This window comes from Streptomyces sp. LMG1-1-1.1 (genome assembly GCF_040815545.1).
GTDB lineage: Bacteria > Actinomycetota > Actinomycetes > Streptomycetales > Streptomycetaceae > Streptomyces.
This window is the reverse complement of sequence record NZ_JBFPNH010000043.1, coordinates 1-19,385: the sequence shown is the minus strand read 5'-3', so window position 1 is coordinate 19,385 and position 19,385 is coordinate 1. Positions and strand designations below refer to the sequence as shown.

General features: G+C 67.8%; 16 protein-coding genes and 4 pseudogenes. 13 read left to right on the top strand and 7 right to left on the bottom strand.

All coding sequences use genetic code 11. From position 1 onward, the window contains the following. The first annotated feature begins 193 nt into the window (after positions 1-193). Positions 194-1,855 (top strand): alkaline phosphatase family protein, encoded by a 1,662-nt coding sequence (locus tag MRBLMG1_RS24090; protein ID WP_367826178.1) that lies wholly within the window; start codon positions 194-196, stop codon positions 1,853-1,855. 205 nt (positions 1,856-2,060) lie between these two features. Beyond that, positions 2,061-4,208: a family 20 glycosylhydrolase gene (locus tag MRBLMG1_RS24085; protein ID WP_367826177.1), complete on the top strand. Its 2,148-nt coding sequence runs from the start codon at positions 2,061-2,063 to the stop codon at positions 4,206-4,208. Positions 4,209-4,383: 175 nt separating this feature from the next. On the opposite strand, the gene MRBLMG1_RS24080 is transcribed toward MRBLMG1_RS24085, so the two are convergent. The 3 genes from MRBLMG1_RS24080 to MRBLMG1_RS37380 form a co-directional block, all read right to left on the bottom strand. Then, a complete protein-coding gene (locus MRBLMG1_RS24080; RefSeq protein ID WP_367826176.1) occupies positions 4,384-5,220 on the bottom strand; it encodes a class II fructose-bisphosphate aldolase in 837 nt (278 codons plus the stop codon). Between the two features lie 237 nt (positions 5,221-5,457). Continuing rightward, positions 5,458-5,817, bottom strand: coding sequence for a PfkB family carbohydrate kinase (locus MRBLMG1_RS37385; protein WP_414721638.1), 360 nt, complete (start codon positions 5,815-5,817; stop codon positions 5,458-5,460). Continuing rightward, complete coding sequence (locus tag MRBLMG1_RS37380) at positions 5,802-6,161, bottom strand: PfkB family carbohydrate kinase (RefSeq protein ID WP_414721637.1); 360 nt, start codon at positions 6,159-6,161, stop codon at positions 5,802-5,804. The genes MRBLMG1_RS37385 and MRBLMG1_RS37380 overlap by 16 nt, the downstream gene beginning before the upstream one ends. A 334-nt stretch (positions 6,162-6,495) precedes the next feature. On the opposite strand from MRBLMG1_RS37380, the gene MRBLMG1_RS24070 reads away from it, so the two are divergent. The 8 genes and pseudogenes from MRBLMG1_RS24070 (at position 6,496) to MRBLMG1_RS24035 (ending at position 13,615) form a co-directional block, all read left to right on the top strand. Then, on the top strand, positions 6,496-7,296 hold the full coding sequence (locus MRBLMG1_RS24070) for a DeoR/GlpR family DNA-binding transcription regulator (protein ID WP_367826175.1): 801 nt from the start codon (positions 6,496-6,498) through the stop codon (positions 7,294-7,296). Between the two features lie 321 nt (positions 7,297-7,617). Further along, positions 7,618-8,877, top strand: a pseudogene (locus MRBLMG1_RS24065) (ABC transporter substrate-binding protein). A 29-nt stretch (positions 8,878-8,906) separates the two neighbouring features. After that, positions 8,907-9,821 (top strand): carbohydrate ABC transporter permease, encoded by a 915-nt coding sequence (locus MRBLMG1_RS24060; RefSeq protein WP_367826173.1) that lies wholly within the window; start codon positions 8,907-8,909, stop codon positions 9,819-9,821. Next, positions 9,821-10,726, top strand: a pseudogene (locus MRBLMG1_RS24055) (carbohydrate ABC transporter permease); the annotation flags it as partial. The gene MRBLMG1_RS24060 and the pseudogene MRBLMG1_RS24055, both read left to right, overlap by 1 nt. 191 nt (positions 10,727-10,917) lie before the next feature. Next, positions 10,918-11,400 (top strand): ABC transporter substrate-binding protein, encoded by a 483-nt coding sequence (locus tag MRBLMG1_RS24050; RefSeq protein WP_367826172.1) that lies wholly within the window; start codon positions 10,918-10,920, stop codon positions 11,398-11,400. Between the two features lie 26 nt (positions 11,401-11,426). Beyond that, complete coding sequence (locus MRBLMG1_RS37375; protein ID WP_414721636.1) at positions 11,427-12,239, top strand: hypothetical protein; 813 nt, start codon at positions 11,427-11,429, stop codon at positions 12,237-12,239. Beyond that, positions 12,214-12,990, top strand: coding sequence for a hypothetical protein (locus tag MRBLMG1_RS24040; protein ID WP_367826171.1), 777 nt, complete (start codon positions 12,214-12,216; stop codon positions 12,988-12,990). Before MRBLMG1_RS37375 ends, MRBLMG1_RS24040 begins: the two co-directional genes overlap by 26 nt. Continuing rightward, positions 12,980-13,615 (top strand): Fic family protein, encoded by a 636-nt coding sequence (locus MRBLMG1_RS24035; protein WP_367826170.1) that lies wholly within the window; start codon positions 12,980-12,982, stop codon positions 13,613-13,615. The genes MRBLMG1_RS24040 and MRBLMG1_RS24035 overlap by 11 nt, the downstream gene beginning before the upstream one ends. Before the next feature lie 53 nt (positions 13,616-13,668). Here MRBLMG1_RS24035 and MRBLMG1_RS24030 read toward each other — a convergent pair whose 3' ends face one another. The 3 genes from MRBLMG1_RS24030 to MRBLMG1_RS24020 form a co-directional block, all read right to left on the bottom strand. After that, positions 13,669-14,451, bottom strand: coding sequence for an alpha-ketoglutarate-dependent dioxygenase AlkB (locus MRBLMG1_RS24030; RefSeq protein WP_367826169.1), 783 nt, complete (start codon positions 14,449-14,451; stop codon positions 13,669-13,671). Then, positions 14,435-15,664 carry a hypothetical protein gene (locus tag MRBLMG1_RS24025; RefSeq protein ID WP_367826168.1) on the bottom strand — a complete coding sequence of 410 codons (1,230 nt, stop codon included), beginning with the start codon at positions 15,662-15,664 and terminating at the stop codon, positions 14,435-14,437. The genes MRBLMG1_RS24030 and MRBLMG1_RS24025 overlap by 17 nt, the downstream gene beginning before the upstream one ends. Positions 15,665-16,072: 408 nt before the next feature. Next, a complete protein-coding gene (locus MRBLMG1_RS24020) occupies positions 16,073-16,504 on the bottom strand; it encodes a winged helix-turn-helix transcriptional regulator (RefSeq protein WP_367826167.1) in 432 nt (143 codons plus the stop codon). 95 nt (positions 16,505-16,599) lie between these two features. On the opposite strand from MRBLMG1_RS24020, the gene MRBLMG1_RS24015 reads away from it, so the two are divergent. The 3 genes and pseudogenes from MRBLMG1_RS24015 to MRBLMG1_RS24005 all read left to right on the top strand — a co-directional run bounded on the left by MRBLMG1_RS24015 (position 16,600) and on the right by MRBLMG1_RS24005 (position 19,117). Next, positions 16,600-16,950 (top strand): DoxX family protein, encoded by a 351-nt coding sequence (locus MRBLMG1_RS24015; RefSeq protein ID WP_367826166.1) that lies wholly within the window; start codon positions 16,600-16,602, stop codon positions 16,948-16,950. Between the two features lie 165 nt (positions 16,951-17,115). Next, positions 17,116-18,352 (top strand): annotated as a pseudogene (locus MRBLMG1_RS24010) (IS701 family transposase). Positions 18,353-18,544: 192 nt separating this feature from the next. Next, a complete protein-coding gene (locus MRBLMG1_RS24005; protein WP_367826165.1) occupies positions 18,545-19,117 on the top strand; it encodes a hypothetical protein in 573 nt (190 codons plus the stop codon). Here the strand turns inward: MRBLMG1_RS24005 and MRBLMG1_RS24000 are convergent. Continuing rightward, positions 19,114-19,385, bottom strand: a pseudogene (locus tag MRBLMG1_RS24000) (IS630 family transposase); the annotation flags it as partial. The gene MRBLMG1_RS24005 and the pseudogene MRBLMG1_RS24000 sit on opposite strands and share 4 nt — an antisense overlap.

The window sequence follows — 19,385 nt, the reverse complement described above, 5'->3', positions numbered from 1 at the left end:
GGGCGCCCGTCTGTATACGGGCGCCTCCCCTCGGAAGGTCACAACAGCCTAACGGGTCTGAACCAGACGTCGTCGACTGTTCACCTGTGATGAGTTTTGAGCAAATCTGTTCATCCTCGGCCGGGCTCAGGCTCATCAACGCCCGGCCGAGAGCGCCGTGCACCCCAACCACCGTCCTCTCCAGAGAGCTTTCGTGCGCCTGTCCCGTTCTGTTCGCGCTGCCCTCGCGGGCACCGTCGCGGTAGCCGTACTGCCGCTCGCCGCCTCCGCCCATGCCGCGAGCGACAAGGCGGGAGGGTCCGCCGGCGCCGCCGCGGTCACCAAGCGCCCCAAGTCGCTGGTGATCGGCATCGACGGTGCGACCTTCGCCAAGTTCGACAAGGCGAAGATGCCGCGGGTCAAGGGCCTCATGGCGGCCGGCATGACCTCCACCTCCAACCTCTACGCGAACCCGATGGCCCCCACCTCCTCGGGCCCGGGTTGGTCGACCATCGCCACCGGCACGTGGCCCGACAAGCACAAGGTCGTCGACAACAGCTTCAACGGCGCCCGCTACGACCTCTACCCCGACTACGCCACCCGCCTCGAAGGTGCCCAGTCCTCGCTCAACACCCTGGTCGTGGGCACCTGGAGCCCGATCCCCGGCACCGTCTTCGGGCCCGGCGTCGACACCCGCCTCGGGGGCGTCAGCGACGCGGACACCACGGCGACCGCCGTCTCCAAGCTCACGACCACCGACGCGGACGCGACCTTCGTCCACCTCGACGACGTCGACGGCGCCGGCCACTCCTACGGCACCGAGCACCGGGCCTACCTGGACGCGCTCAACACAGCCGACACCGAGATCGGCCGGATCCTCGACGCCGTCACCTCCCGCGCCACGTACGCCGACGAGGACTGGCAGATCATCGTCACCGCCGACCACGGCCACATGCCCAGCGGCGGCCACGGCGGGAACACCCCCGCCGAGCGCCAGACGTTCGTCATCGCCAAGGGGGCCGGCTTCACGCCGGGCTCGGTGCGCTACGACGTCAAGGTCACCGACATCGCCCCGACCGTCCTGAACCACTTCGGGGTCACCCCCGACCCGGCGTGGCAGCTCGACGGCAAGCCGATCGGCACCCTCGCGCCCGACGCCTTCGACGCCCTGCGGCCCTCGCTCGGCACCAGGGTGGACGAGGGCGCCCTGTCGTCCACCCTCAAGGGCTGGACGACCAGCGCACCCACCGGCTGGACGATCGACAACTCGGCCATGCCCACGGGCGGAGTGACCGAGTGGCGCGGCTGGTCCTTCGCCACCGACGAGTTCTGGACCAACACCGATCTGGGCCAGAGCCGCGAGACCAACGTGAGGGCGCGCAACGTCTTCGCCGTCGCGGACTCCGACGAGTGGGACGACAAGGCCCACGGCGCCGGGCAGTTCGACTCCACCCTCGTCAGCCCGGCCTTCGCCGTGACCGGCGGCGCGTCGGCGACCGTCTCGTACGCGACGAACTACAAGGTGGACGGCCCGCAGACCGGCGACGTCTACATCTCCTTCGACGGCGGCCCCCAGCAGCTCCTGCAGTCCTACCGCGCCGACCGCAACGCCGTCGAGCGCCTCACCGTCGCCGTCCCGGCCGGCGCCGCCACGGCCCGCCTCTCGTTCCGCTACACGGGCACCAACAGTGCCTTCTGGACGATCGACCAGGTCGCCCTCACCTCCTGGTCACGCGCCCCGGCACGCCAGTGCCACGGGCCTCGGCGGGTGAGTGCAATCTGCAATGATTACGTAAACATGAGCATCTCGGCAAGAGTACTGTCGAGATGCTCATGTTTCGTCCCCGGAGTTCGCGGCGAGGTCCGCACCCGGTGAAGCTACGTCCAGGTAAGCCTTGACGCCCTCACTCCACGACTGTCACGGTTCGTTCGAAAGTGCTCGGCAGTGGGCCTGATTTAACAACATCGCGCACGATCAGTGTTCGTAACTGCCTTCTTCCTGTCGTCACCTCACTCCCGTCGTGCTGCGCGCGCTCAGCCGCGCCCGCAGGTGTGCGTCCCTTCCAGCGAAGGAGTCCTCCATGCGCTTGTCGCGCAGGCGGAGAACAAACCTCTCCACTCTCGCCGCTCTCACCCTCGCCCTCGCCGCGCCGCTGCCGGCGACGGCCACGGCGACCGCCGCATCGGCCTCGGTCGCCGAGACCACCGCCCCGGCCGTCGTACCCCAGCCCGCGTCACAGACGAACCTGACCGGCAGCGGCTTCACCCTCACCGCGCAGACGCCGGTGAACGTCGTCCCGTCCGCCGATCCCGACGCGGCGGGCATGGGCACGTACCTCGCCGCGCTGCTCGCCCCGGCGACCGGCTACACCCTGCCGGTGACGTCGACCTCCCCGTCTGGCGGCCAGGCCGTCGTCCTCGACGCGAACGGCCCGTCGAGCCTCGGCGCCGAGGGCTACACCCTGTCGTCGACCGGCACCGGCGTGACGGTGACCGCGCACGGGGCGCAAGGCCTCTTCCGTGGAGTGCAGACCCTGCGGCAGCTGCTGCCGGCGGCGATCGAGTCCACCACGGTCAAGCCCGGCCCCTGGACCGTCGCCCCCGTCCAGATCTCGGACACGCCCCGGTACGCCTACCGGGGCGTCATGGTGGACGTGGCCCGGCGCTACTTCCCGATGGCCCAGCTCAAGAAGTACATCGACCAGGCCGCGGCCTACAAGATCAACACTCTGCACCTGCACCTGACGGACGACCAGGGCTGGCGCATCGCGATCGGGGCCGTTCCGAGCCTCACCACGATCGGCGCCAGCACGCAGAGCGGCTTCACCGGCGGGACGACCTGGTACTACACCGCCGCGGAGTACCAGGAGATCGTGGCCTACGCCAAGTCCCGCTTCATGACCGTCGTCCCCGAGATCGACGGCCCCGGTCACACCAGCGCCGCGCTGGCGTCCGTCGCCAACCTCAACTGCGACAACAAGGCGATCAAGCCGTACTCCGGCTTCGACGTGGGCATCAGCCTCTACTGTCTGAGCGACGCCCAGCACATATCCAACGTCAGCGGCTTCCTCACCACCGTCATCGACACCGTGGCGGCGATGACTCCCGGCCCGTACGTCCACCTCGGTGGCGACGAGACGCCGCAGGCCACCACGTCCCAGTACAACGCCTACGTGTCCGCCGCCACTTCGGCGGCGACGGCGCGGGGCAAGACCGTGATGGCGTGGCACCAGCTCGGACAGTCCACGATCCCCGCGAACAGCATCATGCAGTGGTGGGGCGACGCCGACGACCGGGCCAGCATCGGCACCGCCGGCGAGACGCAGGACGTCCAGTTCGTCCGCAACGCCGTCCAGCAGAACGCCCGGTTCGTGATGTCTCCCTCGGACCACGCGTACCTCGACATGAAGTACGACGCGTCGACGCCGTACGGGCTCTCCTGGCAGGGCTACGTCCCGGTGAGCAAGGCCTACGACTGGGACCCCTCCACCTCGACGGCCAAGCCCAACGGCACCGGCTCGCTCGTCCCGGCCGACCGGATCGCCGGCGTCGAAGCGGCCCTGTGGGCCGACCGCGCGTACGCGGGCAGCCAGAGCCTGCCCCAGTCCACCAGCCAGTTCCCCGAGCCGTACGTGTACGCCGAGTACATGACCTTCCCGCGCCTGCCCGCCATCGCCGAGATCGGCTGGTCGCCCCAGTCCACCCACGACTGGACCGACTTCAGCCGCCGGCTGGGGATCCACGGACCGCGCTGGACGGCGGCGGGAGTCGGCTACTACGCCGCCCCCGACGTCCCCTGGGCGAGCGCTTCCGGCGGCAGCCTGAACGGCGTCCACACCCTCGCCTCCGGCACCCAGGCCCTGGACGTCCCCGGCAGCTCCACGTCTCCGGGGACGCGGCTCACCACCTGGGCCCTGCACGGCGGGAACAACCAGAAGTGGACCCTCACCGAGCAGTCGGACGGCTCCTACACCCTGGTCAACGTCGCCTCCGGGCTCTGCGCCGACGTCAGCGGCGGTTCCCTGTCCGCCGGGGCCGCCGTCGTCCAGTGGACGTGCACCGGCGGAACCAACCAGCGGTGGCGGATCACGCCGGTCGCCGGCGGCACCCACACCCTGGCATCGGTCAAGAGCGGCCTCCTGCTGACCACGGCCTCGACGGCCAACGGCGCACTCGTCGCCCAACAGCCCGACAGCGGATCGGCGTTGCAGCGCTGGACCATCGGATGACACACCGCGTCTGACGGCAGGGCGGTGCGATGAGCGGGACTTCCCGGCCCACGGCCCCCGCCGTGGGCCAGGGAGGCTCCGCGGGCTCGGCGGGGCCCCGTCGCGTCGCCGGCACAGCGTGAAGGGCCCCGCTGCGACCGCAGCCGGGCCCTCCTCTCCCTCTGTTCCTCGCGGGTCAGCGGCCGGCGAGGACACGCAGCAGGCGTGCCACCTCCGCGGCCACCGCCTCACGCGCCGGACCCAGGTACCCGCGGGGGTCGGCGACCGCCGGGGCGGCTTGGAGCCGTTCCCTGATCGTGCGGGTGAAGAGCTGGTTGAGGTGGGTGGAGATGTTCACCTTCGTCATCCCGGCGGCGACGGCCTTCCCGAGGTCCGCGTCGTCGACGCCGGAGGAGCCGTGCAGGACGAGAGGGATGTCCAGGGAGGCCTTCAGGCGCGCGATGAGGCCGAGGTCGAGCACGGCGTCCCGGATGATCATGGCGTGCGAGCTGCCCACGGCGACGGCGAGCGCGTCCACCGCCGTCGCGGCGGCGAACTCGCGTGCCTCGTCCGGGTCCGTACGGACATGGGGGGCGTGGGCGCCGTCCTTGCCACCGACCTCGCCGAGCTCCGCCTCGACCCAGACATCCGCCCGGTGGCAGTGGTCGGTGATCATGCGGGTGGCGGCGACGTTCGCCTTGTACGGCAGCTTCGAGGCGTCGAACATGACCGAGGTGAAGCCGAGGTCGACGGCTTCCTGGACGAGTTCGGCGGACTCGGCGTGATCCAGGTGGACCGCCACCGGCACGGCCGCGGCACCGGCTATCCGGAGCGTGGCCAGCGCGATGGGCGCGAGGGCGCCGTGGTAGCGGGCGGTGTTCTCGCTGATCTGCAGGATGACCGGCAGGCCGGCCTGCTCGGCTCCGGCGACGATCGCCTCGGCGTGCTCGATCTGTACGACGTTGAACGCGCCGACACCGGTGTTCGCGGCGCGCGCGGGCTCGACGATGTCGTCCGTGGGGGTCAGGGGCATGGGGTTTCTCCATGGAGCGGTGACGGAGGAGTCAGCGGGTGGGGCGGACGGCGGTGTCCGCCGCACCCGCCTGACGAGGGCGGCAACGGTGGGGTCGAGGCTCCGGGGCCGTCGGGGATCACGGAGCGGGGCAGGTGGCGAGGACGCTGCGGGGCGTCAGCGCGGACCTCGAAGAGGTGGACGGGGCGGCGCCGAGTGCCGTGGATGCTGCCTGGAGTGCGCCGACTTGACCCGCCATCAGGCAGGTGAGTCCGTTGCGGTTCGGCGGCGGGGTGGCGCGAGTTCGTCCACCCGGACCTCTCGCCGGAACTGTGAGTAGACCGCGGCGTCGACCTCGCCCGCGACCGGGCACGGCACGGCCGCGGCCGAGAGGGCCACCGCCTCGCGCAGGATGTCCGGCCAGGCCGCGCGGGCGGCGAGGCCGGACGCGATCGCGGCGACGCAGGCGTCTCCCGCGCCCGTGGGATTGCCCGAGAGCGGTTCGGGTGGGGCGGCCCGCCAGGCCCCGTCCGGCGTGATGGCCCGCAGCCCGTCGGGGCCCGCCGATGCCACGACCGTCCGCGCGCCACGGCGGCGGAGCTCTATGGCGGCTGCCACTCCGTGGCGGTCACTGCCGGACCCAGCCCGTTGAAGACGGTGGCGTCACCGTCGTTGCGCGAGACGACGGTGACCGTACGGCGTGACTCGCCCGCCACGGTGACGAAGGAGGTGCGGATCCCGGCGGACCGCAGGCCGTCGTGGATCAGGCGGCCGGTCGGTCCCCCTGTCAGGCCGGTGACGAGCGGCGAGTGCCCGAGGAAAGCGAGCACCCGGGCGACGTTGACCCCCTTCCCTCCGGCTCGCTCGTGCGCCGCGCGGACGCTGTGGGACGCACGGGGCCGCAGGTCGGATACCTCCCAGGTGACGTCGAGGGCGGCGTTGAGCGTGACGGTGACGATCATGGCGTGGGGGCTCCTGTGAAGGACGTCTTGAGCTGACGTTCAATCAAAGTGATTGGTTATGCGTTGTGCGAGCATAAAACGAACACATTCACGCAGGCTAGATGCGCAGAAAAGCTACTGCGGGGTACCGCTCGGTGTACGTGGCACGGCAGGGAGTGCTCTTCGCGAGCGGCGGCACCCAGTCCACGGCGATGCTCGATGTCGTCGCGCTACGATCAACTTCGCGCACGCCTCACCGGTGCGATGGTCCGACGGTCAGACGCCGGGCGGTCGCGCCGCCGAGGACTCGGGCGCGCGGTGGGGGCGTCTCAGGGACAGCGAAGGGTTGCGGCACATGTCCAAGCAGGAGCGGTGGAGCAGGTTGCTCGAACTGTTGGCGGTCGAGGGCAAACTGGACGTGGAGCAGGCCGCTGTCGTCGTCGACGTGTCGCCCGCCACCATCCGGCGGGACCTCGACGAGCTCGCCGAGCAGCGACTCCTCGTCCGCACCCGCGGCGGGGCCCTCGCACACGGTGTGTCGTACGAGCTTCCGCTGCGCTACAAGTCCTCCCGACGGGCCTCCGAGAAGCAGCGCATCGCCAGGGCGGTGGCGGACCTGCTGACCCCCGGAGACGTCATCGGTCTCAACGGGGGGACGACGAGCACCGAGGTGGCCCGCGCGCTGGCCCTGCAGACGGGTGGCGGCGCGGGTGCTTCAGGGGAGGGGCAGGCCGGTCCCTTGTACACCGTGGTGACCAACGCGCTGAACATTGCCGGCGAGCTGGCGGTCCGCCCGCAGTTCAAGATCGTGGTGACCGGTGGCGTGGCCAGGCCGCAGTCCTACGAGCTGGTGGGGCCGCTGGCGGCAGGAGTGCTGAACGAGGTGGTGCTGGACGTCGCGGTCCTGGGCGCCGACGGCGTCGATCCCAAGCTGGGGGTCATGACGCACCAGGAGGAAGAGGCCAGCATCAGCAGGCTCTTCGCCGAGCGCGCCCGCAGGGTCGTCCTGGTGGCCGACTCCTCCAAGATGGGCAAGCGCGCCTTCGCCCGGATCTGCGGCCTCGACCGCATCGACACCCTCGTCACCGACTCCGGCATCGCCCCGGACGCGGTGGCCAGGCTCACCGAGGCCGGCATCGAAGTCATCGCCGTCTGACCGCACTCGCCCCGACACGACGCCCCCCGCACGCCAGGACGTGCGGGGGGCGTCGTGCTGTCCGGCGTCGTCCGGAGTCCTCGAAGGTCCGCTCCCCGGGGGTGCCGGGCGCCCAACATCCGGGCGATTAGGCGTCGTTCGCGTAACGCCCCCTGGTACCGAAGCCCTGTCGTCGCGTCTACTTTGCCCACAGCAGATGCTCGTTCCTGAGCGAAAGCATGAACTAGCAGTCAGGTTCACGCAGGCTCCGAGCAGCTGTCGCTCCTTCACCCCACCGACCGCATCGTCCGACGGTCGGTAGATACAAAGGCGGTACTGACGATGAACAAGCGGATGTTCGTGGTGGCCTGCACCCTGGGCGTGCTCACCCTCACGGCCTGCGGCGGCGGCAAGGACGGCGGCGACTCGGCGAACGGCGAGGTGACACTGAAGCTCGTCGCCGCGGACTACGGAGACACGGCGTCGAACAGCTCGACGGCGTACTGGAACGACGTGGCACGGCGCTTCACCGCGGCCAACCCGAAGATCAAGGTCGACGTCCAGGTCATCAACTGGAACGACATCGACTCGCAGGTGAAGACGATGATCCAGAGCGGCAACATGCCGGACGTCCTCCAGACGGGCGGCTACGCCGACAAGGTCGCCGACGACCTCCTGTACAAGGCCGACGAAGTGTTGTCGGAGACGACCCGGAAGAACCTCATCGACAGCTTCGCCAAGGCCGGCGAGGTCGACGGCACGCAGTACGGCATTCCGTTCGTCTCGTCGGCGCGCGCCTTCTTCTACAACAAGGACCTGTTCGCCCAGGCCGGCATCACCGAGGCGCCCCAGAGCTGGGACGAGCTCAAGGCCGCCGCGCAGAAGATCAAGGCCAAGGTCCCCGGCGTCACCCCGTACGCCCTCCCGCTCGGCCCCGAGGAAGCACAGGGCGAGTCCCTGATCTGGGAGCTCGGAAGCGGCGGCGGCTACACGGACGCCAAGGGCGGCTACACCCTCGACGCCAAGGCCAACGTCGAGGCGTTCTCCTGGCTGAAGGCGAACCTCGTCGGCCCCGGACTGACCTACGCCAACCCCGCCACCACCGACCGGAAGACCGCCTTCGCGGACTTCGCGGCCGGCAAGACCGCCATGCTCAACGGCCACCCCACGCTGATCCAGATGTCCAAGGACGGAAAGGTCGACTACGGCGTCGCGCCCATCCCCGGCACGTCCGGACCGCTGACGTCCACGCTCGGCGTCGCCGACTGGATGATGGCGTTCAAGGACGGCGGCCACAAGGAAGAGGTCCGCACGTTCCTCGACTTCGCGTACTCCAAGGAGAACACGCTGAAGTTCGACGAGACGTACAACCTCATGCCGGTCACCGAGGACACCCTCGAGGAGATGACCGCGAACGGCAAGCACAAGGACCTCGAGCCCTTTCACCCTGCTGCCGCACGCCGTCTTCTATCCGCTCGGCGACACCACCTGGGACGCCGTCTCCGCCGAGATCAAGAAGAGCGGCGGCACCGCCGTGAACTACCCGCGAAGGTGCTGGGCGAGCTCCAGAAGAAGGCCGAGGCAGCGGTCGCCGACCAGTAGGCCCGCGCCCCGTCACGGAAGGCACCCTCGTGTCCACCACCTCATCCGCCACCCGCCCCGGCCGCAAGGGCCCGGGCGGCCTGGCCCGCCTCGGCCCGCTGCCCTGGATCGGACCCGCGGCCCTGCTCATCGTCCTGGTCGTGCTCTGGCCCGTCTACGAGATGGTCCGGACCTCGTTCCTGAAGATCAGCAGCAGCGGCTTCGTCCGCGGCTCCGCCGGAACCGACAAGTACACGCAGCTGTTCGAGGATCCGGCCCTGCCCTCGGTCGTCGTCTCCACCGTCATGTGGACCCTCGTCGTGGTCACCACGACCATGGTGATCTCCCTGGCACTGGCCCAGCTGTTCAACCAGAAGTTCCCCGGCCGCCGCGTCACCCGCTGGGCGCTCATCGCCCCGTGGGCCGCCTCGCTCGTGATGACCGCGATCGGCTTCAAGTGGATGCTCAACCAGACCTCCGGCGTCCTCAACACCGTCATGAAGGACCTCGGCCTCGTCGACGGCCCCAAGGACTGGCTCGGTGACCCGTCCACCGCCTGGCCGTGGATGATGTTCGTCGCCGTCTTCGTCTCGCTGCCCTTCACCACGTACACGCTGCTCGCCGGACTCCAGACCATCCCCACCGAGGTCTACGAAGCCGCCAAGGTCGACGGTACGAACACCTGGCAGACGTACCTGCGGATCACCCTGCCGCTGCTGCGCCCGGCGCTGCTCGTCGGCATGGTGATCAACCTGATCAACGTCTTCAACTCGTTCCCCATCATCTGGAGCATGACCCGAGGCGGCCCGGACAGTGACACCGCCACCACGACGGTCTTCATGTACCAGCTGAAGAACGCCGACATCGGCCAGTCCGCGGCGATGTCCGTCGTCAACTTCGCCCTCGTCGTGGTCGTGGTCGTCCTCTTCCTGAAGGTCGGCCGCTGGAACCAGGAGGAGAACTGATGACTCAGCGCACCTTCACCGTCGTACCCGCCACGGCCCCCACCCCCCACCCGGAATCCCCCTCCCCGGCCCCGCGGGCCCGGCCCCCGCGGGCCGTCACCCCCCGCACCCTGCTGACCGCGGCAGCCGCATGGCTGCTGGCCGCGGTGTTCCTCTTGCCGTACCTGGAGATGGTGATCACCGCCCTCCGGCCGGCGCACGAACTGCGGGACGCCACCTACCTGCCGAGCGACTTCGAGTGGGCCAACTTCATCGACGTGTGGCGCGAGTCCCACCTCTGGGACAACCTCCGCGTCACCCTGCTCGTCTCCGCAGGATCGACCCTGCTCGTCCTGCTCGTGGCCGTCCCCGCCGCGTACTACACCGCCCGCATGAGGTTCCGCGGACGCAAGCTCTTCCTGCTGCTGGTCCTCATCACGCAGATGTTCCAGCCGACGTCGCTGCTGGTCGGTCTCTACCGCGAGTTCTACCAGCTGGACATGCTCAACTCGGTGTGGACCCTGATCCTCTGCAACGGTGCCTTCAACCTGGCCTTCGCGATCTGGATCCTCACCGCGTACTTCTCCTCCATCCCGGAGGCGCTCGAAGAAGCCGCCATGATCGACGGCCTCGGACGCGCCGGCGCGCTCCTGCGGATCACCCTGCCGCTGGCGATGCCCGGAGTCGTCACCGCGATGATCTTCACCTTCATCGCCGCCTGGAACGAGTTCGTCATGGGCCTGACCCTCTCCACCGTTCCGGAGAACCAGCCCCTCACCGTGGGCATCAACAGCTTCATCGGCAACTACACCGTCCAGTGGAACTACCTGTTCGCCGGCTCGGTCATCGCCATCGTGCCCGTCGTCGTCCTCTTCGCGCTCATCGAGCGCAAGGTCGTGTCCGGCCTGACCGCCGGCTCCGTCAAGTGGCCCGTCGCCGGCCCGCTCCCCGCCGCACGTCCGACGAACGGCGGGGAGCGGGCCTTTCCGTGGCGCACAGCAGAGGGAAGAACCGTGCCCGAACACCGACATGCCCTGACCGCGGCCACCGCCGCACTCGTGCTCTGCGTGCGTCGGCAGGCTGCGCGAACACCTCAGGCGAGGTCACCCTGAGACTGGTGGCCGCCGACTACGAAGTCGCCGCGGGCCGGTCCGACAGCACCGAGCGGTACTGGGCGGAGCTCGTCCGTGCCTACGAGTCCGCCCATCCCGGGATCAACGTCGAGGTGGAGATCGTGTCCTGGGACCACATCGACCGCCAGTTGGCGGACAGGGTCAAGGCCGGCAAGGCTCCAGACATGGCGCAGATCGCCTCGTACGCCGAGTTCGCCGAGCGCGGCGAGCTCTACCGGGCCGACAGCCTGCTCTCGATCCCCGTGGAGGCGAACTTCCTGCCGGCCCTCGCCGAAGAGGGGCGGTACCAGGGGACGCAGTACGGCATGCCGTTCACGTCCTCGACGCGGCTCCTCTTCTACAACGAGAAGGCGTTCGCCCGGGCCGGCATCGACAAGCCACCGACGACGTGGGCCGAACTGAAGGCGGCGGCCGAGCAGTTGCAGCGGCGCACCGGAATCGCGCGTACCCCGTGGCGGTGCCCTTAGGCCCCGAGGAGGCACAGATCGAGGCGATGGCCTGGATGCTCGGAGGCGGTGGCGGCTACACCGGACTGAACGGCTCCTACGAGATCGACTCACAGAAGAACATCAACAGCCTGAACTGGGTCAAGGACAATCTGGTGAAGACGGGACTCACCGGTCCCGTCCCGCCCGAACGCCTCAACCGCAAGGACGCCTACGCGGCGTTCGTACGCGGCGAGGTCGGGAAGGTCAACGGGCATCCCTCCCTGCTGCAGCCGGCGCGGGCCGCAGGCATCGAAGTCGGCAAGGTGCCCGTCCTCGGCCGGGACGGCACGTCCCACGCCGCGCCCGCGGTGGTCGACTGGATCATGGCGTTCAAACGCAGCGGACACCCTCAGGAGTTCGGGAGCTTCCTCGACGTCCTCTTCAGCGACGAGAACGTGCGCGCGTTCGCGGCCCGCAACAACCTGCTGCCGGTCACCGTCTCGGTCAACCGACAGATGGCGGCCGACGACCGGCACCGCGACCTCCGCGAGTTCCTGCACGAGCTGCCGACCTCGGTCCTGCCCCCCCGTGGGCAAGACCTCGTGGGGCGCCGTGCGAGAGAGCACCAAAAAGTAGCCCCCTGGGATGTCTTTGACGGTCCGGACATGCGAGTTGTCCACGGCCCAGTCGCCAGGTCCAACGCGTCCACGCGGCGTAACTCGGTCAGCAGAGCGGCATGGACGGCCAGACGCCGGATTCGGCCCGGTCCCGCAGCCGCCGCCAGGCTGTCACGCCGGAGCAGTCGACGGTCGTGGCTGGGACATCGCGCCAGGCAACGCCGGTTCGCAGTAGATGGGCGGCGCCAGAAATTTGCGTGACGAGGCTGCGAGCCTTTGGCATGATCGCTTAGTTGTCGCTGACCGGTTCTGGAGGAACGCCACGGCTATCAACTACGAGCTCGCTCCGGCCTGGCTGCCGTGGTCTGCCGTCGATCCTGATGTCGTTGCCTTTGCCTGGGATGAAACGGAGGCGTCTGAGATCACCACGGTGATCGCCTCGATGGTGCCTTCTGACGGCGCCCGGTGGGAAGAGAAGCATCGCTTCACCAGCGAGGTCACGGTGCTCTTGGCCGCCCGATATGGCCGCTGGGCCTGCGGATGGCATTGGGCGGTGGGTGAGGGCGGTGGTGGTGGTGTCGTCACCCACTGGTGTTGTGCCTCCCATTCGGTGGGCGGACCCGCGGTGACCGCCGCCAAGGTGGTTGCTTCGCTGCTTGAGTGGCGTGACTGGCTGGAGGAGTTGGCGGAGCGGTTCGAGCAGTTGACTCCGCCCGACGGGGCGGATGTCGAGGATCGCAGCTGGCATCTGGAACGGGCGGCCACCCGACTCGTGACGGTGGTCATGGACCGCACCGGGGCCGAATGCGGCTGGTACGGGCTCTGCCACACGGTGCTGACGTGGTTCCTCTCTTCCACGGGCATGGGGGCCGAAGGCGCAAAGAAGGCGGTCAACGCCGCGATCGGTGGACGGTTCAAGAGCTGGACCATGCCGTCGCGGACCCTGATCGATGCAGTGGGTGAGGATCTCGCCGTAGATCTGACCGGAACGCAGCCCTACCGTGAGCGCTGACGCCCTGGCCGCCTGGGTCCAGACCAGGAATCAGATCGACTGGACTTCCGCGGCCGGTGAGGCGCCGGCCTCGATCGAGCCCATCGTGGACGGCCTCACCACCTGGTGCGGCGAAGGGGGCCGTTCCTCGGACCTCGCTCGAGGTCACCGGTTGCTCGCGGCGCTGGCTAAGTCGCGCACAGACGCATCCCGCAAACGCCCCCTCACCTGCGCGCTTCTGACCGGATGGCAGCAGCTGGTGCTTGGCGTGCCTGAGGTTCGATTCCGGCAAGGCGACGCCTTCGCCAAGGGCGGCCGGGAACGCTACGTACTGACGCCCCACACCGAGCACGACTTCGAGCAATGTCTGCGCGATAGTGCCGACCTGCGAGTCCCCCTCGCCTCCCGCGCGGCCAGGGCCTATCTGGACGTGGCCTTCTTCCACCCCTTCCCGGACGGCAATGCGCGCCTCGCCATGCTCACCCTCGCCTACGTCCTGGAGCTGGAAGGAGTTCGACTGGACAACGTCGGCCCCTTGCAGACCACACGCTACGCGGACGACGACGCCGGGGCGGCAGACCTGGCCACCCTGGTCTTCATCCTCATCCGCTCGACCCACCAACGGGCCACCGGACTCCCTCCCTGAGGGATCAACCCACCACGATCGCCACGGCTTCTGGCATCAACGTCCCTCCAAGGTCACTCGGGCGGCATCAGATCGCTTTCGCTGAGGGTGTAGGTAAGCGGAGGGTAGGCGAAATCCGTTTCGTGGTTCTCGCGGCGTCGCAGTGCGTAAAATTCGCGCCCCTGCTCGTCGTCGGCCAGCGTGAGGCGCTCACCCTGGGGGAGGTATGGTTGTCCGTCACGAAATCGGACCAGGGTCTTTGACGTTCGAAAGGTCACGCCCAGCCATTGATTGTCAGTTGTCGGGGCGGGTGCATCGAGTACGATCTTGTGTCTGAATCGTCGATTCGAGTCGACAGAAAACGCGACGACACTGTTGTGGGTGAGAGGGATCTCGAACTTCTCGGCATCGGAAGGGTGCTTTGATTCGAAGATCAATTTCCTTGGTGGGCTCGCTTCGGGATGCCGATAGCAGGAGAAAACGGCGATAAAAGACTCGTTGTTCAGATCGATGGCCTGGTCGGAATGGCTGCCCATGGTCTTGTACGCGTTCGTGTAGGTCTCGATGAGTGCGTTGTTGAAGCCGATCGACAATGCCGCACGATCTTGAATCTCTTGCGCCAACCGTGCGTGCACCGACCGGAAGCGCTGCGCCGGACTGACGTATCGAGTGGTAGTGCGTACGAGAGGCACGCCAACCGCGCCATCCGCGTCGTCGATCTTGGTAAGTACGGCACCTCGCCGACCTTTGCCTACGTCTTCCATGCGAGTCGAAGCGGACAGCTCTCCAAAGAGATCCGCCTCGATCGGCAAAGCACACGAGATGATCTGAGTCGAGATCCTAGACCTGTGGGGCAAGGTAGTCTCCCGTGTTCATGCTGAAGCGAAATTCGTCGCCGTACTCAATGAAGGACGAGGTCCTGTTCTCCTCGGCGTACAGTCGGCGGAGCTCGTCCAGGCCTGCTGGCGTGGGCGGCCGCAGCTTCACCAAATCTCCGGCGACTTTGAGGAACGTGTCGCCGTTCTTGTGCACGGCTTCGGCGCTGGAACAGCGCACCACGTATCCGAGGCGAGTGGGGAGCAGTGCGGCGTCCAGCGTTGAGGGGCGGATCTCGTGCGTGTACAGACGGTTGGTGGAAAGCGGCATGAAGAAAACGGAGCCTGGATAGAGCGTCAGGGTGAACTGGCCGGGGAGTGTGACCCCGTCGTGTTCTTCGACTGAATCCTTGAGGCGAAAGTGGAGTCGGGTCAGTCCGCTGGCACCCTTCACGCCGTAGTCAAAGGCGTCTTCGGCCAAGGGCTGCAGCGCATCGATACCTTCATAGAAGGTGCAGAAGGCCATCACACCATTGGTGGGCATGTCCTTAGTCTTGTCGGCATGGGCCGAGATCTTGGCTTTGGACTGCTTGCGTTCGGCCGTGGCGAGGGTGTTGTGATAGATCTGAGCGAGGACGTGATTCAGCGGTGCCTGGTTCCGGAAGACGGTGGCGGCCTCGCGGTTGAGTGCCTCGACGATGCGCGTGTCGGTCGGACGGAAGCTTTCGGTCGGCCCTGAGAGGTTTGTGGAGCACCGGAGCAGTCGGAAATGGAGATCGTCGCCGCTTCGTGTGACGGGCGTCAGGTAGATTCCGCTGCGATGGGCTGTTCCCGGCTTGGTGGACTCCGTCAGGGACTGGAACGCGTGTTCGTCGCGGATCCGTCCGAAGTCGTCGGCGTCGGGATCGAAGAATCGGCGGTAGTACACGCCGACGCCGTGTACCCGCGCGGGAACTCGGCCGAGGTCGACGAGGGACAATGGTCGGTCGGCGGCCTCGTGGTAACCGTGTGATAGCTCCCGGATGACGAATGCGCGGGCAGCCGAACGCAGTTGGCGGGTGCGGATGGCAGATATGTCGCCACACAGGTAGACGGTCTTGTGCGCAAGGTCGGGCGAACCGGAATCGAGGTCCTCTGGTGTGATCGTGGACCCGAAAAAGTCCCTGACGAATTCGTCGCCTTGCAGGCTCGAAGGTGCAACCAGGATGTTGCTCGAATCATCAACGCGGGCTTCTTTTGGTTCTGTTGAGTGCATCGAGTGGTACCTGCCATTCGTAGGACGTGGTGAATTGATCGAGGGTCCTTGGGCCGTTGGTGCGCGACAGGCAGACGCCAGTAGTCCAGCTGTAGTTCTTGATCACTGTTGCGGAGCGACCTGTCGTTGCCGCCGCCCGTCGTCGATCGTGGGTGGCCTCATCCGTGCCGCTGCGCCGGGAGGACTGGATGGCTGAGCTCATGGCTTCGAGCATTGTCGTCCCGTACACCGAGTATCTGCGGACTGGTGTGAGCGCCCTATGGGTTCGGTTGCGGGAGCTCCTTCAGGACCAGGGGCTTGACCCTGAGGCGACGGTCGTCGTTGGCCTCTTGCAGGAGGGCCCCGATCACGAGGATGGCCAAGTCTCTGGCGACGGCAGGGTCTTACAGGTTCAGCCTCTTCTATTGATCAGAAACGGCTCGGGTACTCATCAACAGGAGGGGTCTTCACCAGGGTCGCCTGATCCGCCTCGATGGTCCTGGCCGCCTCGGCTGCTTCCCGGAAGGTGACGACAGCCTCGCCGTTCTCCCGCGCCCATGCGGTGAGCATCCTGATGGGCTCCTCCAGGGTTCGCCCGAGATCGGTCAGTCCGTACTCCACGCGCGGCGGCGCCTCGGCGTACGCGTGCCGCTCGACGAGCCCGTTGGCTTGGAGCCGGCGCAACGTCTGGGTCAGTACCTTGCGCGAAATGCCACCGCTCAGCTCGACCAGCTCGCCGTGGCGCAACGGGCCGTCGGTCAGCGCGAAGAGCGTGACCATGGACCACTTGCTGGAAATGATCTCCATGGCCAGGAGAGCGGGACAGTCGGCGAGGAAGGCTATTCCGGGTCGCAGGCTCATGCCCCGAAGGTTACCTGGAGGTACCTGGTGGCCGCCTATCGTCGTCGAGGTGCGCACGGCCCCTTACTCGCATCTCACAAGATTGAGGTTTAGCCATGTTCGTCTCCCTTGCCGTCGTCACCGTGTTCATGTCGGCGCTTCTCCTGGTGTCCGCTGGGGCCAAGTCTCTGCGGACGCGGCACATCACCGAGCAGATGTCCGCCCTCGGACTGCCGCACCGCATGATGGCCTTCCTGATCGGCGCTCAGATCGCGGGCGCGGCGGGTGCGATCGCCGGACTCTGGTGGGGACCCATCGGAATCGCCGCCGCGATCGGCCTGACGCTCTATTTCGCCGGGGCGGTCGCCTTCCACCTGCGCGTCGGCGACCGCAAGGGCGCGTCTCCGGCGGGGGTCCTCACCGTGGCCTCCGTCGCCCTGATCGTGCTGCGTGCTGCCACCCTCTGACAGCGGACAGCCGGTCTGGCGCTGGCCTTGATCGAGCTGAGTGAGGTCGGTCTCCTCTGAGGGCAGCCACCGTTGATCATCGTGAGTTGTGTCGACACACGAAGATCAGCCGGTGGCCGTGGGACGCGTGACCTTGCCCGGTGGCAATCTGTATTCGATGGCCTGATGGGCAAGGTGGCGGGCCCGTTCGCCCGGGTGGAACCGCGCCGCCGGGCGAGGGCGTTCGTGTTGGGGTTGCTCGCGGACCTGCCGAGGAAGAACTGCTGGACGATCGCCGAGTACGCCGGTGACGCCAGTCCGGCCGGCATGCAGCACTTTCTCAGCCGGGCCGCTGGGATGCCGACGAAGTCCGCGACGACATAGGGGACTTCGTAGTCGAGCGCCTCGCCGACGAGGACGCCGTACTGGTTGTTGACGAGACCGGGGACCTGAAGAAGGGCACCGCGAGCGTCGGGGTCAGCGCCGGTACACCGGAACCGCGGGCCGGATCGAGAACTCCCAGGTCGCCGTATACCTCGCCTACGCGAGTGCGGCCGGGCACGCCGCCATCGACCGCCGCCTCTACATCCCGCGCTCCTGGGCCCAGGCCCCCGATCGGTGCCGCACGGCAGGCGTCCCCGACGACCTGACGTTCGCGACCAAGCCCGCACTGGCCACCGAGATGATCGCCCGAGCTCTCGATGCCGGCGTCCACGCGGCGTGGGTCACCGGCGACGAGGTCTACGGCGGCGATCCGCACCTGAGCGCCGAGCTGGAGAGACATCAGATCGGTTACGTCCTGGCCGTCTCACGCAAGCGACCCATCGCCACCCGCGCGGGCGTCTTCCGGGCCGGCCAACTCGCCTACGGCCTGCCGAAGAAGGCCTGGCAGCGGCTCTCGGCGGGCACCGGCGCCAAGGGCCATCGCTTCTATGACTGGGCCCAGTTGACATGGCCAGCTCGCCCGGTAGCCCCGTCACCGCTGGTTGCTGGTGCGGCGCAACCGGCGCACCGGTGAATTCGCTTTCTACCGCTGCTACTCGGCCCACCCGGTTCCACTGAGCACCCTGGTCAAGGCGGCTGGACGCCGCTGGACGGTGGAGGAGACCTTCCAAGCCGCCAAGGGCCTGGCCGGACTCGACGAGCACCAGGTCCGCAGCTGGTCTCCTGGCACCGCTGGACCACCCTGGCCATGCTCGCGCACGCCTTCCTCGCCGTCACCGTCGCCATCGAACGGGCCACGACCACCGTGAACCCCGAGCTGAGCCCGCTGACCTGCAATGAGATCCGACGACCGTTCGCAGCCCTGCTTGCGCCGGCCCGCGACCTTGCTCACCGCCTGCGCTGGTCTGCGTAGCGCCGCCTGCACCAAGCACGCTCGCGCACCAGCCACTACCAGCGACAAGCCGCCCAACGACCATGAAGATCACGATCTACGGCCGGAGTACTAGCCCAGCGACCGAGGGCGTGCCGAGAGTGGTCCCGAAGGGGAGTTGTCCACCAGAGGGGTCCCGCCGATCTTGGCCATAAGTTGAGTGCGGCACGATCAAGCCGAGCAGGTCTTACGGATGGGGATGGGGGTACCGGGTTGGGTCGGCAGGAGAGGTACCGCAAGGTGTTCAGACCGCTGCTGCGAGCCGGGCTCGAGGTGATACCCGACGCGGTTCCGAGCTCGGCGATCCCGCATGTCCTGGGGTACGAGCGAGAGCGGGTTTTCGGGTTCTGCCTGGTCGAGTACGAGGACCCGCGATTCGTGGAACGGCTCAACCAGGCCTGGTACGACCTCGCCACATCCTCGGGCCTGATCGACGAGAACCGCGAGTTCCTCCTCATGTTGCCCAGGGGAACCTGGACCGCCGAGGAAGACCGCCGGCGACGCACGATGAACGTCTGGCACCGGGTCCGCCTGCTGGAACGGTGGGACCTCATGGGGGCCGGCGCCGCGACGTTCCTCGGCATACGCGCCGGCCACCCCGGCTTTGCCATGTTGGCCCTGGACAACAGCGTCTGGCTCCTGGCCGACACGTACGAAGCGGGTGCGGCCGTGTACGCGGTACGCGATCCCGCCGGTTCTCCTGGGGTCCTGCGCGAGTTGAAGTGGGAGGTGGAGTGGCTCGCCGAGAGGGACGCGGACCCGGAGTTCCGACGTGATGTCAGGGTTTGGCTGGAGAGCAGGCGACAGCTCTAGTCTTCTGAGTCAGGAATTCTATTCAGATATGAGGCGAGGCGTTCGAGGATCTCGTTCGCGGTCTTGGTCCAGATGTAGGGCCTGGGTTCGGTGTTCCAGGCGGCGATCCAGGTCCGGATGTCCTGCTCCAGGGCCTGGACGGTCTTGTGGACGCCTCGCCGTATCTGTTTATTCGTCAGCTCGGCGAACCATCGCTCCACCAGGTTGAGCCAGGACGATCCGGTGGGTGTGAAGTGCAGGTGGAACCGGGGGTGGGCCAGCAGCCACG

Excerpts from the sequence above, each read along its gene's own strand:
- MRBLMG1_RS24085 (WP_367826177.1), top strand. The coding sequence starts at position 2,061 with ATGCGCTTGTCGCGCAGGCGGAGAACAAACCTCTCCACTCTCGCCGCT.
- MRBLMG1_RS24080 (WP_367826176.1), bottom strand. The coding sequence starts at position 5,220 with ATGCCCCTGACCCCCACGGACGACATCGTCGAGCCCGCGCGCGCCGCG.
- MRBLMG1_RS37380 (WP_414721637.1), bottom strand. The coding sequence starts at position 6,161 with ATGATCGTCACCGTCACGCTCAACGCCGCCCTCGACGTCACCTGGGAG.
- MRBLMG1_RS24070 (WP_367826175.1), top strand. The coding sequence starts at position 6,496 with ATGTCCAAGCAGGAGCGGTGGAGCAGGTTGCTCGAACTGTTGGCGGTC.
- MRBLMG1_RS37375 (WP_414721636.1), top strand. The coding sequence starts at position 11,427 with ATGGCCTGGATGCTCGGAGGCGGTGGCGGCTACACCGGACTGAACGGC.
- MRBLMG1_RS24040 (WP_367826171.1), top strand. The coding sequence starts at position 12,214 with ATGGGCGGCGCCAGAAATTTGCGTGACGAGGCTGCGAGCCTTTGGCAT.
- MRBLMG1_RS24025 (WP_367826168.1), bottom strand. The coding sequence starts at position 15,664 with ATGCACTCAACAGAACCAAAAGAAGCCCGCGTTGATGATTCGAGCAAC.
- MRBLMG1_RS24020 (WP_367826167.1), bottom strand. The coding sequence starts at position 16,504 with ATGAGCCTGCGACCCGGAATAGCCTTCCTCGCCGACTGTCCCGCTCTC.
- MRBLMG1_RS24015 (WP_367826166.1), top strand. The coding sequence starts at position 16,600 with ATGTTCGTCTCCCTTGCCGTCGTCACCGTGTTCATGTCGGCGCTTCTC.